This window comes from Ensifer sp. Root142, from assembly GCF_001426785.1.
GTDB lineage: Bacteria > Pseudomonadota > Alphaproteobacteria > Rhizobiales > Rhizobiaceae > Ensifer > Ensifer canadensis.
This window is the reverse complement of sequence record NZ_LMFK01000012.1, coordinates 742,973-757,246: the sequence shown is the minus strand read 5'-3', so window position 1 is coordinate 757,246 and position 14,274 is coordinate 742,973. Positions and strand designations below refer to the sequence as shown.

Genomic DNA, 14,274 nt, shown 5'->3' with positions numbered 1-14,274 from the left:
CAGAAAGGGCCCACGAGGGCCCTTTTTCCGTTTCTGCTGATCTATTTTTGATGCCTCGCCAGATTGCTCCTACCGCCTCTTCCCGAAACGACCTGCCGCACTACTTCCAAAGAACCGGGAAGGAGGAGCAGCCATGATGCTGGACCATGAACGGGAGGACGTGCCGCGCCGAAGCTTTCTTGGGCGGGCCGTGACGATCGAGGCCTTTGCGCGAAAGTACCGGTTGGACGCTGAGGAAACAAAACGGCTTCAGAGCCAGTTTGGTCCGACGGCCGGTGAGATCGAGTTATTGCAGGCCGCGCGGCGCAACGGAATGCCTGAGGAGTAGCGTTTCGCGCCGCGCCGGATTGCCTTTAAATTACGACCGCTGCTCGATGCTCGGAAGCACCATCGTCAGCGGCGCGGGATTTGTGTGCTGCCAAAGCTGGTATCCGACGACGCTGCCGAGGATGGCAGACCATATGGCGATCTCGCGGAATGTGAATATCGGTTCCTTCAACATCTGAGCCTCACTGGGAGAACGATTGTTGAAGATAATATCGCGCTTATTGTTCACCCTGATAAGACGCCATTCGATGAACAGGCCGTTTCCAATTGAACAATAACGTGACCCGACGTAGGCGGGTGCGGCGTTGGAGACTGCCCCTCACCCGCAGCTTCTGCCACCGCTAGAACGATCGGAAAATGGCCGCACGCGTGACGCCCAAGATGCGATCGTCCCAAAATGGGACACTTGTCGACATTGCTTCACCTTGATTGGCGGTCGCGAATTACTTGGGTTCAAATTCACCGGGGCATTTGTAATTTGGCGCGTCGATCATGATGATCGATAGGGCTGTTTCACCGTTTCCAAACGCCGTGGGACAGTCCGCCTGGCTATGCACCTTGCAGGCTTTGGCCGTGCAACAAGAAAGGGCCCTTGCGAGCCCTCTCCTGTCATTCGAAGCTGCTGCATGTTTCCTTAAATCCTATTCGATTTAACGATAAAAACATGCAGCCATTCAAAGTGCTACAGCGACCTTTGCGCGTCTAATAAGACGCGCGGCGCTGTAGTTCCCGATCAGCGTGTGATGACCACGGGCTCGACGTTTTCGTCTTCCGTGCGGCTTGCGAAGTAGTTGGCAAGCAGCGCGCCGGAAATGTTGTGCCAGACGCTGAAGATCGCGCTCGGCACGGCAGCCACGGGCGAGAAATAGGCATTGGCCAGAGCCGCGCCGAGACCGCTGTTCTGCATGCCGACCTCGATGGCGATCGCCTTGCGCTTGGCAAGTGACAGGCCGGCGGCCTTGGCGGCGAAGAAGCCGAGCAGATAGCCGAGGCCATTGTGCAGAACGACGACCGCGAAGATCAGCAGGCCGGAGCTGGCGATAGCGCCCTTGCTGGCGCCGACGACGGCGGCAACGATCAACACGATGCCCGCAACGCTGACCAGCGGCAATGCCGGCACCGCGGCCTTGACCAGGCCCGGCAGCAGCTTCTGCAAAAGAAAGCCCAACGCCAGCGGCACCAGCACGACCTTGACGATGCTCATGAACATCGCCATCGCATCAACCGGCAGATACTGGCTGGCAAAGGTCCAGACGAGAAACGGCGTGACGACCGGGGCCAGAAGCGTGGTGACGCTAGTGCAGGCCACCGACAGCGCGACATCGCCCTTCGAGAGGTATGTCATGACGTTGCTCGAGGTGCCGCCCGGGCAGCAGCCGACGAGAATGACACCGGCGGCCACTTCCGGCGACATCGGGATGATGGCCGTCAGCAACACGGCCAGCAAGGGCATGATCAGAAACTGTGAGATGACGCCGATGCCGACCTCGAACGGGCGCTTGGCGACTTCCTTGAAATCGTCGAGCGAAATGGTGAGGCCCATGCCGAACATGATAATGCCAAGCAGCGTAACGATATAGGGCGTGATCTGCTTGAAAATATCCGGGAAGACAAAGCCGAGAACGGCGAAGAGAATGACCCAGAGCGCGAATGTGCGCCCGACGAACGCGGAAAACGATGCGACAGCCTTCAAAATTTTACTCCTTGGCGTGATGAGGGCTGTCTAGGCGCCACAACCGGCGGCTTCAACACGCTTCGAACAAAAAACCGTCAGATATCGCAACTTTGTTTCTATCACGTCACGATAGCCGACATAAACCAGACGTCTATGGACATGGACCGCGTCATGCGGATATCAGGCATTGCCCACGCGGCGGCGCGCAGGATCTCAAGGAGACGAAGATGACCACGGATAAAAAACCGGAGACGACCGTGACCGTCGAGAAGCGCATGAACGGCAAATGGTGCTTCGTCGTCAAGTATCGCGGCGTCACCCATCCGGCTCAGGGCAACTTCTCCTCGATGCTGCAAGCGCAGGCAATCGGCCAATCCGTGCTGAAGGCTTTGGAAAAACAACGCTGAAGACGCGGGGGCCGTCGTGCCCCCCACCCAGCGGCACAGTTCGCTTCCAGCTTGTACTTGATCGCGCCACGGCAGCGAGCCCCGCATGGCTGTGCGGCCGTCATCCCGACTGGTGTTTGGCCGCACCGCGCAAACGAACGGCCAGCAGCCGCCTGCGACTACTCCGTCGCCGAGCGAACGATGTTGCAGAGACCGTCGCGCACGATGTCCTTGGAGGTCACCTGTCCGGCCTGGATGTCGAAGATGGCATCGACGCGCGTGCCGGCACCGCGCTTGCGAGCAACGACCCGCAGCGTCTGGATGCGTCCTGAACCGGTCGTTTCCTGGAATGCGTCGACAGTGCCGAGCGACTTGTTGACCTTGATGCCCGAGAACCCTTCGGCGGCAACGCCCTGGGCAAGCCGCTGCAAGGCCGTGTCGGGTTTCAGCTTGGAAAATTCCTGCCAGGTCTTGTAGCTGATGGCCGTCACCAGCGGCACACCGGATACCTTGAAGTTTTTCTCGCAGCTCTGCGCCTGCGCCAGTCCGTGGCTCGCCAGAACCAGCGCCGATGCGACTATTATCCGCCTAAACAACATTCCCTATCCTCTCGACAACGACAATGTAGTTGCCGAGACTACAACCCTTAGTTATCGACCAACAAGTCGAACATCCACCAATGCACCGTTATTCGACGAACGGCGCGTTCACGCCTGCGAAACGCGCACCAGAGGGAATCACGCGCCGCAATAGAACTTCGAGGAGATGTCGAACACGGAGGAGAATGGATAAGCGGCCAGCGCCAAATTAAGGCGGGCCAATCCGTATGCGGAGACGAACTTCACAAGCCCACGACTTGCGTTACCCTGAAGGCGCCCGCAATCGGTCCGCACTCAAAAACGGGCCGAACAGAAAACGAATTAAGGGATTGATTTAGCTGGTCGGAGTGAGAGGATTCGAACCTCCGACCCCCACGTCCCGAACGTGGTGCGCTACCAGACTGCGCTACACTCCGTGACCAGCGGCGCCTCTATAGAACAGGCATTTGGATTGCACAAGCGCCTATTTCGAAAAACCTTCTCGGTCTCGCCAAAAAAGCCGGTACAGTGGAAAACCCCGGCCGAAACCGCGTTCCGCCTCTTGTCCGACACACCCGTCAGGCACACCAGCAATCGACCAGGACAGAAGGCGATTGCTCGTGCTTGAGGCCGCCCCTTGACGGGGATGGCCCGTGTCGATTGTCTGCTGTGTCCGCTTTTTTGCCCGCCATTGCCAAGGAGTGCTGCCGTGTCGCCCATCATCCGTCCCGTGTCGCTTGCCGCAATGATCCTTGCCGGTCTCTTGGCTGGCCCGGCTGGTGCCGATATTGCCGGACCCTGGGGCTTTGAAGTGGATCTTTCCTTCTCGCAGGCCGCCGCGAGCAAACTTCAGGCGCTGAAGGAAGGGGTCGTGATCGCGGCCTATTATTCCGGCGAGCCGGCGGCGGGCGCAGAAGAGCATGCTGATCAGATCGGCATGATCGATCTCGGCGAGGACAGGACCGAGCGCGATGGCGAACCGGCCGTGGTGGCGATCCCCGGCAAGGGCGACATCGAGACGCGGCTGCATTGGGTCAAGGACGGCGAACCTCTCGTCAACATCAACGTCCATTCCGCCCGTCGCAGCGGCCCGGACAACCTGCTCGATTGCGATGTCTATGACGGTCCGCTGAAGGCGATCGCCGGGAGCGCCACCAAGATCGGCTGCAAGCTGATCGGGGAGTAGACCCACAGGAGCCGCCCCTGACCGACACAGCGGAGCGGACAATGCCTGCGCACCGACGAAACTCTAGCGCTTTCGCGTCTCGGCGAAGACCGCGCCCACCAGAAGCCCTCCCGCGGAGCGATTCGCATCGAAATGGAGCAACGGTTTCCCATGCCCGCAGCGGCGGGCGAAGGGACCAGAAACGACTGCAACCGATCACGTTGCGGTGAGGTTTCCGGGGCCAGATAGGGACTTTCTGCAACGCTTCGCATTTTCCTTAGATAGAATGCAGACAGCGGATTTTCTTTGCCGGCTTTTGGCGCTAGAGGCTCAGCGGAAAGCGCGCGAACTCAGGGGATTGGGGCGCGCGCGCCACGCCTACTTCCGAACGAGAGCCAAAGGGACGAAAACATGAACTTCCGCATGATGACGGTGGCAGGCCTCGCGCTTGTGCTCGCAGGCTGCACCACGACGACGGCGATTTCCAGAAACGCAGTTGAATCGCGTTGGCTCGGTCAGCCGGCCGGCGGCTTCTTCGCCCAGTATGGTCCTCCGCTCTCCGACGTCGAAAGCGGCAGTTCCACCGTCTACAACTGGAAGGGCGGCTATAAGACCCGCAAGACCCCGGCCCAGTACGAAACCGGCAAGGACGGCAAGCGCGGCAAGCGTATCTCCTCGGCCCGCACGGAATATCTGAGCTGCTCGGTGCAGCTGACCGTCTCTTCGGACTATGTCATCCGCTCGATCCGCCTGGTCGGTGACCACAAGCGCGCCGACGGCCCGAGCTGGTGCGAAGAATTCCTCGGCGGCGCCAAGGCGGAAAAGCCGGCTGCACCGGCAAGCTGATAACCGGCGCATCAAGGGGCAGACATTTGAAACCCGCCAGCGTCAGTTGGCGGGTTTTCTGCTTCCTTGGAATAGTCCGCCGAAGCCAGCCGCCCTCGGTTATTGCTTCAGGCAGCCGGACTGGCTGCATTTGCCGGCTGAGCAACCTCTGCCGGCCCAGCGGTCAGCGGCATATCCGCAGCCACGACCCGGTCGCGCCCCTCGCGCTTGGCGCGATAAAGCCTTGCATCGGCGCGCGCGCTGAACGCCTGGAAACGTTCACTGCCATCGCGTTGCGCCAGACCGAAACTCGCGGTCACGCTTTCTGTCGCGCCAAGAACAGGAAAACGGTGAATTGCCAGCCGCTCGCGAATACACTCGGCAACCGCCATCGCCGCATCCACGTCCATCCCAGGTAGGAGGATTGCGAACTCCTCGCCGCCAATCCGCGCGACAAGATCTGCTTCACGCACGCTGTCGCGCAATACGCCCGCAAACGTCGCCAGCACTCTGTCACCGGCCGCATGTCCATGGGCGTCGTTGATCGCCTTGAAATGATCGATATCGCAGAGGATCAGGCTGAGCGGTGCACCCGCATTGCGAAACAGCCTTGCCACTCGCTCCTCCAGCCCCCGACGATTGAGGACACCCGTCAGCGGGTCGACATCGCGCTCGCGCCTGAGATCGTCCATGACATCCGTCAGCGCCGCCGCAAGCAGCGCGAAGGCAAGCGCTGTACCCGCCGCCGCGATCAGCAACTGCATCATGTTCCAGAAGAGCGACGCGCCGAAAGCCTCGATGCTGGCGGTCGCGTCAGTGCCAAATGTCAGCCAGGTGCGCGGGAAGAAGTGGATCGCAACGACAGCCACAACCCAGAACAGGACGCGGTCTACAAGGCGACCATGTCGCAGAGCCCGAATGCGCCAGGCGGCGGCCGCAAGGATCAACCCATACCCAAAAGCCTGCACGTAGATCCGCACCAGAAGGTTCGGCCTGATATAGTAGAAGTACCAAAGCAGAGCGGTTATCACACCGATTGCCCCGAGTGCCGCCTTCCAGCCCATGCCGCGACCTGAACGACGCAGGATGGCCTCCGCGGCAGCAAGCACCGCAAGCGTATAGAGCAGGCCAGTCGGGATGGTATTGGCGCCGATATCGAGGGGCAGCAGCATGATCTGCATAAACGCCGCTGTCGCAAACAATAGGCAGGCGGCAGTCAGAAGCAGCAGATAGTGCCGCTTCTTCTCAATCGACCACGCCCATCCAAAGGCAAGGCCGAATAGCACGAACAGTCCCGGCCATGCCGAAGCGATCGCCGATGCCGCCAGAGGTCCATTCATTTTCCGGCTGTTTCCTCCCTGGCAACCAACGCCTCTCACGCGACGTGAAGACGTGCATCCAGACGTTGCGTGCATGAATGCGGCAGACAGATGGAGGAAAGATGAAAGACGCCCCTAGAATTTTAAGGAGACTCGAGGACCGGGCATACACGGCAACGCGACAGCCATCGTCAAGCGCGACGCCGAACTTGGCATCCGGGACGTTGAGAGGACAGAACGCTTGAAAGAAAAATGTGGCTGGGGCGCCTGGATTCGAACCAGGGGATGGCGGTACCAAAAACCGCTGCCTTACCGCTTGGCTACGCCCCAACGAAATTGGCGAGAAATAGTTTCGCCAAATCGAGCGCCTGATTAGCAAAGCTCGTGCCGCGTCACAATGATTAAGTTTGTGGTTCGAGCGGTTTTGTTGGGCTTTGTTCGCCAGCATACACTTCGCCCTCGGCGAAACGCCAGTGCCCGATGCCGCACCGCCCTTCCCTTCCCGACCGTCACCTCCTATTCTCCGGCGCGAATGGAGACCCCAATGAGCCAGTTTCGCGCCCGTCCGCCCGCCGTGCCCAGCATTCTTGTCGATGACGCGGTCGTGCGCATTACTAGGTGGGACTTCGAACCCGGTGCCGATACCGGCCATCATGTCCACGGTCTCGGTTATGTCGTCGTGCCGATGACCGATTGCCGGTTCCTGCTGGAGGAGGAAGGCGGCAGCCGCCGGGTGGATATCGCCAAGGGAGCGGCCTACCGGCGCGAGGCCGGCATGGCGCACAACGTCGTCAATGCCGGCAGCGAACCGATGTCCTTCATCGAGATCGAATACAAGTGAAGGCCAGGAAACGACGCATGCAGGGCCCCGACTTCGATCTCGACTTCAAGCCGGCACATGGCGAGGCCGTGACCGTTGCCGACGGCGTGCAGCGCATCACCGTCAACAATCCCGGCCCTTTCACCTTTCACGGCACCAACAGCTATATCGTCGGTAATCGCTCGGTGGCGGTGATCGATCCGGGCCCGGAGGACGAAGCGCATTTTCAGGCGTTGATGTCGGCGCTTAGGGGCCGCGAGGTGACCCACATCGCCGTCAGCCACACCCACCGCGACCACTCGCCGCTGGCGCGGCGACTGAAGGCCGCGACGGGCGCGGCAATCGTCGGCGAAGGGCCTCACCGTGCCGCCAGACCTTTGCATGAAGGCGAGATCAACCCCTTCGCCGAGAGTTCCGATATGGACTTCTCGCCCGACATCATCCTTGCCGATGGCGGACGGATCGAAGGCGACGGCTGGGCGCTGACGGGGCTCGCCACCCCCGGCCACACCGCCAACCACATGGCATTTGCGCTCGACGGCACCGGCACGGTCTTTTCCGCAGACCACGTCATGGCCTGGGCGACGACGATCGTCGCACCGCCGGATGGCGCCATGGCAGACTACATGGCCTCGCTGGAAAAGCTGCTGATGCGTGACGACCGGCTCTATCTGCCCGGCCACGGCGGGCCTGTCATCGAGCCGGCTTCATTCCTCAGGGGCCTGCGCGCCCACCGGCGCATGCGTGAGCGCGCCGTGCTTGAGCGCGTCCGCGCCGGCGACGGCAAGATCCCCGACATGGTCAAGGTGATCTATGCCTCCACCGACACACGACTGCATGGCGCAGCAGCCCTCTCCGTGCTGGCGCATCTTGAAGACCTGGTCGAACAGGGACGTGTTGAGACCGATGGACCGCCGTCCCTTTTCGGCGACTATCGCCTGGCGCCGGGAGGGGCTGGCTGAGGATGCGGCGGCAAGCGCACAGCTACCGCGAGGACCCGTCGGTGCCGCGCTTTCCCGACGATCGGCCGGTGATCGTCTTTGACGGCGAATGCATCTTCTGCTCGGGCTGGGTGCGCTTCATGCTGCGCCATGACCGGCAAGCGCGCTATCGTTACCTGACGGCGCAATCGCCGCTCGGCCAGGCGCTCTACCGGCACTATGGCCTCGATACAGAGAACTATGAAAGCAACATCCTGATCGAGAACGGTATTGCGCGCTTCAAATCGGACGGATCGATTCGCACGCTTGCAGGATTGGGCCTGCCATGGTCGCTGGTGAATATCTGCCGCATTTTGCCTGCTGCCCTTCGCGATCCGCTCTACGATCTCGTTGCAAGGAACCGCTACCGCATCGCCGGGCGCCGCCAGACCTGCATGGTTCCGACCGCCGACGAGCGCGGGCGTTTCATCGCGTGAAGGACGCAGCGGAAAGTGGCATGGTCCGTCAGCAAAGCCTCTACCGACGAGTTCTCGGCGCTGAATGGGATCGCTTGCCCACGGCGATCCGCACTCTGCATGAGACGTCGGATGGGCAAGCCATTTTCAGGGGGCGTGCGACCATCGAGCGTGGCAAGGGGTCATGGGGCCGCCTCACCGCCTCTGTCTTCGGCTTTCCCGTGGCCGGCGAGAATGTGCCGGTCGAGATCCGTTTCGAGTGCGCCAATGGTCGCGAGATCTGGACGCGGCGGTTTGGAGAGAAGGTTTTGCGCAGCTCCCAGCAAAAAGCCGAGAACCGGAAGGAACGATTGCTTGCCGAGGGTTTCGGGCCGTTCCGGATCCTGTGCGCCTTGGAGCCTGTGGGAAACCGCCTGCATCTCAGGGTTCGCGGCTGGTCCTTCCTCGGCCTCCCGCTTCCAGCGTTGCTGGCGCCAGGTGGCCGGACGTTCGAGGAAGATCGCGATGGCCTGTTCCACTTCCACGTCGAGGTCGAAAGCCCATTGACCGGCTTGATTGTGCGCTATCGCGGCTGGCTCAAGGCGGACGACGAGGCACCATCGCCGATCGCAAACGTGCGAGACCAAAAGCTGCCTCATGGATCTGGTGGCCACGACGCCCTCATGCAGGACTGAAGCGTCTGCCGGTATTCTGCGGATCAATCGCCGGCGATGCCGAGCAGCTCCGCATCGAGCGCCCGCAGGAACTGGTCGGCGAAGGCGGCGCCGATGCCGAGGTCGTGCTGGCCGTAGCGAGACGCGACGCGCAGGTCGACGAACGTCGTTTCCGCTTCTTCGCGCAGGCGGATCAGCACATCGAAACGAAAGCCGGCAATCAGCGTCCGCCATTCTCCCTGAAGCACGACGTCACTGGAACGCCGCCCTGGAAGGGCGCCCTCCAAAGCCAGCTCCGGTCGGGATTCCGGCACGGGTATGTTCTCCGGCTCGGCGGCGGCGTCCGCCCCGGCATTCGGCCGCACCGCCAGATCCTCGAGATCGGCGCGGGCGTTTTCGACGCCGAGTTCCTGCGTGACGCCGACGCGCGTTTTCTCGACGACATTGCGCACACCTTGGAAAACGCGGTCGAGCGCACCGTCGTATCGTCGTCCGGTCAGGCCGGGATAGGCGATAATCTGCGCTTCGCGGTCCTCGGGCGTCACAGCCGGATTGCGCTTCAGCCAGCTTTCCTCCGTCTGCGGCACCTTCAGCCAAGGCGGCGGCGTCACTGTGTCGGTGCTGACATCATAGATCGCCGGCCGGGTCAGGTACTGCGCGATGCCGAAACCGATGAAACCGAGCGTGGGCGCCGCATAGACAAGGGCCGAGGCGGAGGCGATGCCACCGATCGCGGCCACCTGCCAAAGCCGCGCGAGCCCGACTACGGCAAGCAGGACGCCGAGCAGTGCAAAAGCACCGGAGAGCCCGACCAATCCAAGGAAATGCGGCGTCGTCAACGGGCCGAACCGGTGCGCCAGCAGGGACAGCGCGAAGATCGCAAAGGCTATGCGGGCAAAGCGGCGCGCCCAGTGGGCGGCATAGGAATAGGGGCGCTCGTACCGGACCATCATATAACGGAATCAATCCCCTGCATCGAAACAGACCAGCATTCTTAGACCATGGCCGGGGCCGTGAAAACAGGCAATAGGATGCGGCTGGAGACCTGGGCCGCGCGCCTGCAGCCACTTGCCGCAAAATCGCCATTCTCGTTAACCACCTATCAGAAACTGGAAATATGCCCGTACGCCGGCAAAAGTCGTCGCGAATCGTCAATCGGGGGGCAAGGGCCGACGCTGGGAACGCATCCGGCACGGCAAGATGGAGAGACATCATGGTCGCATCGCAAGCAGCCGTGGCAACAGCCACCCACGCAGCACCGCCTCCGCCGGCTGACGCCCGCATTCCCATGGCGCTGCTGGAGCTGGAGCTTTCGCTCGACGGTTTCTCCGGAAGCAAGGACGATTTCACCGCCTTCATCCGCACGGTTGCCGACAACGTCGGCGGCGAGTTTCTCTTTGCCTTGCCCGCTTCCGGCCTGGTCGACGATTGCCTGAGCATCGCGGTCCTTCGGCTCGGCGGGACCGAGGGCGACGCGTCGCCAATCCTGTTTGTCTGCCTCGAAGAAGAGGGCTCGACGATCCGGCTCGAGCACCCCGGCGAGAACACCCAGGATCTGAAAAGCTTTGCCGAATCCTTTGTCGGCGTGCTTGAGCGCATGTGACCATCCGGACTTGCCGAAAACGGATTGACGGTCGCCCAACGGCTGCCCCATCATGTCTTCATGCGATCGAATCGTGAATGCAAAATCCGTGTTGTGCGTTTCTGCCCTTGGCTTGTAGCTGCGCCGAAGCCTCGGCCCTCGATTGCACGATCCACCCTACCGATCTTTACAGCCATACCCGAAAAAATCAGGGTGGACACGACGGCCCGCCATGCGGCAGAGCTCTGTCCTGCAGGCGGCGGTAAAGACCTGAGCGACCGGTGTACCCAACAGCCTTCTGACAAAAGCTGAGGTTCGGGCACAAGCAAAGCCGGTCTTTCGCCGAGCCGATCTGCATCCGCTCAGGAGGCATGAATACGATGAAGACCAAACTGCTGACCCTTGCCGCCATCGGGCTCTTGCTTGCGGCCTGCCAGACGATGACGCCGGAAGAGCGGCGCGCCGCCGACGGCAACACCTGCGCCTCCTACGGCTTTCGGCGCGGCACCGATGCATTCGCCACCTGCCTGCAACGCATCGAGCTCGACCGCCGCGCCGAGCGGCGCAGCTACCGCTATGACAATGATGTGATGATGTGGGGTTGGAACCGGCCGGTCGTCATTGCACGCCCGGTTATCGTGCAGTCTAAGTAGCTCTGAAACGAGATGCCTACAGCGCCGCGCGTCTTGATAGACGCGCAAAGGTCGCTGTAGCACTTTGAATTACTGCATGTTTTTGTCCTTAAATCGAATAGGATTTAAGGAAACATGCAGTCGCCCCGGGCACCCTTGACCGGGGCGTTGAGGTTATGGCCGGTATCGATGCCGCCTCACGCCTTGCCGTTGATCGCCGCCTGTGCGGCGGCGAGCCGGGCTATCGGCACGCGGAAGGGCGAACAGGAGACATAGTCGAGGCCCGCTTCTTCGCAAAAGCGGATCGAGGCCGGATCGCCGCCATGTTCGCCGCAGATGCCGAGCTTGAGGCCGTTCTTGGTCCGGCGTCCGCGCTCCGTGGCGATCTGGATCAGTTCGCCGACACCGTCGAAATCGAGCGAGACGAAGGGATCCTGCTCGATGATGCCCTTCTGCTGATAGGTCGCCAGGAACTGCGAGGCGTCGTCGCGTGAAATGCCGAATGTCGTCTGGGTCAAGTCGTTGGTGCCAAACGAGAAGAAGTCGGCGGCTTCCGCAATCACATGGGCGCGAAGTGCCGCGCGCGGCAGCTCGATCATGGTGCCGACGAGATAGTCGATGTCGATGCCGGCTTCGCCGATCACCGCCTTTGCCACCGCATCGATGCGCTCCTTGACGTAGTCGAGTTCGGCGCGCAGGCCGACGAGCGGCACCATGATCTCAGGCACGACGGCAGCGCCGGTTTCGCGCGCGGCTTCGACCGCCGCCTCGAAGATGGCGCGAGCCTGCATCTCGGCGATCTCCGGATAGGAGATGGCCAGACGGCAGCCACGATGGCCGAGCATCGGGTTGAACTCGTGCAGCTGGTCGACGCGCTGACGCAGGGCTGACGGATCCAGTGACAAAACACCGGCAACATCAGCGATTTCCTCATCCGTCTTCGGCAGAAATTCGTGCAGCGGCGGGTCGAGCAGACGGATTGTCACCGGCAGCCCGTGCATGATGGAAAAGAGTTCGACGAAGTCCGAACGCTGCATCGGCAGCAGCTTGGCGAGCGCCAGCCGCCGCCCGGCTTCGTCTTCCGCCAGGATCATCTCGCGCATGACATTGATGCGGCCATCCTCGAAGAACATGTGCTCGGTACGGCAAAGGCCGATGCCCTCGGCACCAAAAGAGCGGGCGGCGCGCGCGTCGGCCGGCGTTTCGGCGTTTGTGCGCACGGTCATGCGGCGGCTGGCGTCCGCCCAGGCCATGATCTTTCCAAAATCGCCCGAAAGCTCCGGCTGGAGCATGGCGATCGCGCCCTTCAGCACTTGGCCGGACGAGCCGTCGATGGTGATGATGTCGCCCTTCTTCAGCGTCACGCTCGGCGTGATCAGCAATTCGTTGCGCAGATCGACGCGGATGCCGCCCGCACCGGAAACGCAAGGGGTGCCCATGCCGCGCGCAACCACCGCGGCGTGACTGGTCATGCCGCCGCGCGTGGTCAGAATGCCTTCGGCGGCGTGCATGCCGTGAATGTCTTCCGGACTGGTTTCGATGCGCACGAGGATGACCTTGCGGCCTTCCTTGTCGGCCTGGACGGCCTCTTCCGAGGTGAAGACCATTTCGCCGGTTGCAGCCCCCGGCGAAGCCGGAAGGCCGGAGCCGATGATATCGCGGCGCGCGTGCGGATCGATCGTCGGATGCAGCAACTGATCGAGCGAAGCCGGATCGATGCGGGCGACCGCTTCGTTCTTCGAGATCAGCCCCTCGTCCGCCATGTCGACGGCGATCTTCAGGGCGGCCTTGGCCGTCCGCTTGCCGGAGCGCGTCTGCAGCATCCAGAGCGTGCCGCGCTCGATGGTGAATTCGAGGTCCTGCATGTCGCGATAATGCCGCTCGAGCTTGTCGCAGATCGTGCGGAACTCGGCAAAGGCCTCCGGCATCAGCTTTTCAAGCGATGGCTTGTCGGAGCCGGACGCAATGCGGGCCGCCTCGGTGATGTTTTGCGGCGTGCGGATGCCGGCAACCACGTCTTCGCCCTGGGCATTGACGAGGAACTCGCCGTAAAGCTCGTTCTCTCCGGTCGAGGGGTTGCGGGTAAACGCAACGCCGGTCGCCGACGAATTGCCGAGATTGCCGAAAACCATCGCCTGGACGTTGACCGCGGTGCCCCAGGCCGCCGGGATGCTGTGCAGATGGCGGTAGGTGATGGCGCGCGGGTTCATCCAGCTGGAGAACACGGCGCCGATGGCGCCCCAGAGCTGGATTTCCGGATCCTGCGGAAACGGCTCGCCGAGCGTTTCCTCGATCGCGTCCTTGTAGCGTGTGATGACATGTTGCCATTCGACCGCGGAAAGTTCGGTATCCTGCTCGTGGCCGAGGCGGGCCTTCTCGTCTTCAAGGATCTCCTCGAAGATATCGTGGTCGACGCCCATGACGACGTCGCCATACATCTGTATGAAGCGGCGGTAGCTGTCCCAGGCAAACCGCGCATCGCCGGCGTCGTGACCGAGCGCATGCACGGACTGATCGTTGAGGCCGAGATTGAGGACAGTGTCCATCATCCCCGGCATCGAGGCGCGGGCGCCGGAACGCACGGAAAGCAGCAGCGGACGGTTGGTGTCGCCAAAAACCCGGCCGGTGACTTCCTCCATCCGGCGAATGCCTTCGCGGACCTGGTCGTGCAGGCCCTCGGGTATTTCGCGGCTATTGTCGAAATAGCTGTTGCAGGCATCGGTGATGATGGTCAGCCCCGGCGGCACCGGCAGGCCCAGACTGCACATTTCCGCAAGGTTTGCACCCTTGCCGCCCAGCCTGTCACGATCACCCGCACGCCCTTCGGCCTTGCCCCCACCGAAGGTGTAAACCCATTTCATCATGCCTGCTCTCCACCCAAAAACAGTCTTTTATGACGATTTACAGTATATGCTT

16 protein-coding genes and 2 tRNA genes are annotated in these 14,274 nt (G+C 61.9%); 10 read left to right on the top strand and 8 right to left on the bottom strand.

Annotated features, from left to right (window positions below):
* Positions 1 to 133: 133 nt before the first annotated feature.
* Positions 134 to 328: a hypothetical protein gene (locus ASD52_RS16130; protein ID WP_107026871.1), complete on the top strand. Its 195-nt coding sequence runs from the start codon at positions 134 to 136 to the stop codon at positions 326 to 328.
* A gap of 30 nt (positions 329 to 358) precedes the next feature.
* Here ASD52_RS16130 and ASD52_RS39340 read toward each other — a convergent pair whose 3' ends face one another.
* Both ASD52_RS39340 and ASD52_RS16125 read right to left on the bottom strand, forming a co-directional pair.
* The gene (locus ASD52_RS39340) at positions 359 to 502 is read right to left on the bottom strand and encodes a hypothetical protein (protein WP_200954044.1); all 144 of its coding nucleotides are present in this window, start codon (positions 500 to 502) and stop codon (positions 359 to 361) included.
* Positions 503 to 1,060: 558 nt separating this feature from the next.
* Complete coding sequence (locus tag ASD52_RS16125; RefSeq protein ID WP_025426221.1) at positions 1,061 to 2,020, bottom strand: bile acid:sodium symporter family protein; 960 nt, start codon at positions 2,018 to 2,020, stop codon at positions 1,061 to 1,063.
* A 209-nt stretch (positions 2,021 to 2,229) separates the two neighbouring features.
* Here ASD52_RS16125 and ASD52_RS16120 point away from each other — a divergent pair, with 209 nt between their 5' ends.
* Positions 2,230 to 2,409, top strand: a complete 180-nt coding sequence (locus ASD52_RS16120) for a hypothetical protein (protein WP_025426220.1) — start codon at positions 2,230 to 2,232, stop codon at positions 2,407 to 2,409.
* Between the two features lie 158 nt (positions 2,410 to 2,567).
* Here the strand turns inward: ASD52_RS16120 and ASD52_RS16115 are convergent, their stop codons facing one another.
* Positions 2,568 to 2,987: a hypothetical protein gene (locus tag ASD52_RS16115; protein ID WP_057211502.1), complete on the bottom strand. Its 420-nt coding sequence runs from the start codon at positions 2,985 to 2,987 to the stop codon at positions 2,568 to 2,570.
* Between the two features lie 339 nt (positions 2,988 to 3,326).
* Positions 3,327 to 3,403 (bottom strand) — tRNA-Pro (locus ASD52_RS16110).
* A gap of 272 nt (positions 3,404 to 3,675) precedes the next feature.
* On the opposite strand from ASD52_RS16110, the gene ASD52_RS16105 reads away from it, so the two are divergent.
* Positions 3,676 to 4,152: a hypothetical protein gene (locus ASD52_RS16105; RefSeq protein ID WP_025426218.1), complete on the top strand. Its 477-nt coding sequence runs from the start codon at positions 3,676 to 3,678 to the stop codon at positions 4,150 to 4,152.
* A gap of 390 nt (positions 4,153 to 4,542) precedes the next feature.
* Positions 4,543 to 4,977, top strand: a complete 435-nt coding sequence (locus tag ASD52_RS16100; protein ID WP_025426217.1) for a hypothetical protein — start codon at positions 4,543 to 4,545, stop codon at positions 4,975 to 4,977.
* Between the two features lie 107 nt (positions 4,978 to 5,084).
* On the opposite strand, the gene ASD52_RS16095 is transcribed toward ASD52_RS16100, so the two are convergent.
* Positions 5,085 to 6,296 carry a GGDEF domain-containing protein gene (locus ASD52_RS16095; RefSeq protein WP_025426216.1) on the bottom strand — a complete coding sequence of 404 codons (1,212 nt, stop codon included), beginning with the start codon at positions 6,294 to 6,296 and terminating at the stop codon, positions 5,085 to 5,087.
* 234 nt (positions 6,297 to 6,530) lie between these two features.
* Positions 6,531 to 6,605, bottom strand: a tRNA-Gln gene (locus ASD52_RS16090).
* Between the two features lie 214 nt (positions 6,606 to 6,819).
* Between ASD52_RS16090 and ASD52_RS16085 the strand changes: the two genes are divergently transcribed.
* Genes ASD52_RS16085 through ASD52_RS16070 form a run of 4 tightly spaced genes read left to right on the top strand, consistent with a single transcriptional unit; the run spans position 6,820 to position 9,165 of the window.
* Entirely contained in the window at positions 6,820 to 7,116 is a 297-nt protein-coding gene (locus ASD52_RS16085; protein WP_025426215.1) for a cupin domain-containing protein, read from the top strand.
* Between the two features lie 17 nt (positions 7,117 to 7,133).
* Positions 7,134 to 8,057, top strand: coding sequence for an MBL fold metallo-hydrolase (locus tag ASD52_RS16080; RefSeq protein WP_025426214.1), 924 nt, complete (start codon positions 7,134 to 7,136; stop codon positions 8,055 to 8,057).
* A gap of 2 nt (positions 8,058 to 8,059) precedes the next feature.
* Positions 8,060 to 8,512, top strand: coding sequence for a thiol-disulfide oxidoreductase DCC family protein (locus ASD52_RS16075; protein ID WP_025426213.1), 453 nt, complete (start codon positions 8,060 to 8,062; stop codon positions 8,510 to 8,512).
* 20 nt (positions 8,513 to 8,532) lie between these two features.
* Positions 8,533 to 9,165, top strand: a complete 633-nt coding sequence (locus ASD52_RS16070) for a DUF4166 domain-containing protein (protein ID WP_057211504.1) — start codon at positions 8,533 to 8,535, stop codon at positions 9,163 to 9,165.
* Between the two features lie 23 nt (positions 9,166 to 9,188).
* Here ASD52_RS16070 and ASD52_RS16065 read toward each other — a convergent pair whose 3' ends face one another.
* A complete protein-coding gene (locus tag ASD52_RS16065; RefSeq protein ID WP_025426211.1) occupies positions 9,189 to 10,097 on the bottom strand; it encodes a DUF1499 domain-containing protein in 909 nt (302 codons plus the stop codon).
* A 260-nt stretch (positions 10,098 to 10,357) separates the two neighbouring features.
* On the opposite strand from ASD52_RS16065, the gene ASD52_RS16060 reads away from it, so the two are divergent.
* Both ASD52_RS16060 and ASD52_RS16055 read left to right on the top strand, forming a co-directional pair.
* Positions 10,358 to 10,747: a hypothetical protein gene (locus ASD52_RS16060; protein ID WP_025426210.1), complete on the top strand. Its 390-nt coding sequence runs from the start codon at positions 10,358 to 10,360 to the stop codon at positions 10,745 to 10,747.
* A 350-nt stretch (positions 10,748 to 11,097) separates the two neighbouring features.
* On the top strand, positions 11,098 to 11,379 hold the full coding sequence (locus ASD52_RS16055; RefSeq protein ID WP_025426209.1) for a hypothetical protein: 282 nt from the start codon (positions 11,098 to 11,100) through the stop codon (positions 11,377 to 11,379).
* Between the two features lie 176 nt (positions 11,380 to 11,555).
* Here the strand turns inward: ASD52_RS16055 and ppdK are convergent, their stop codons facing one another.
* Entirely contained in the window at positions 11,556 to 14,222 is a 2,667-nt protein-coding gene (ppdK, locus tag ASD52_RS16050; RefSeq protein ID WP_025426208.1) for a pyruvate, phosphate dikinase, read from the bottom strand.
* Between the last annotated feature and the right edge of the window lie 52 nt (positions 14,223 to 14,274).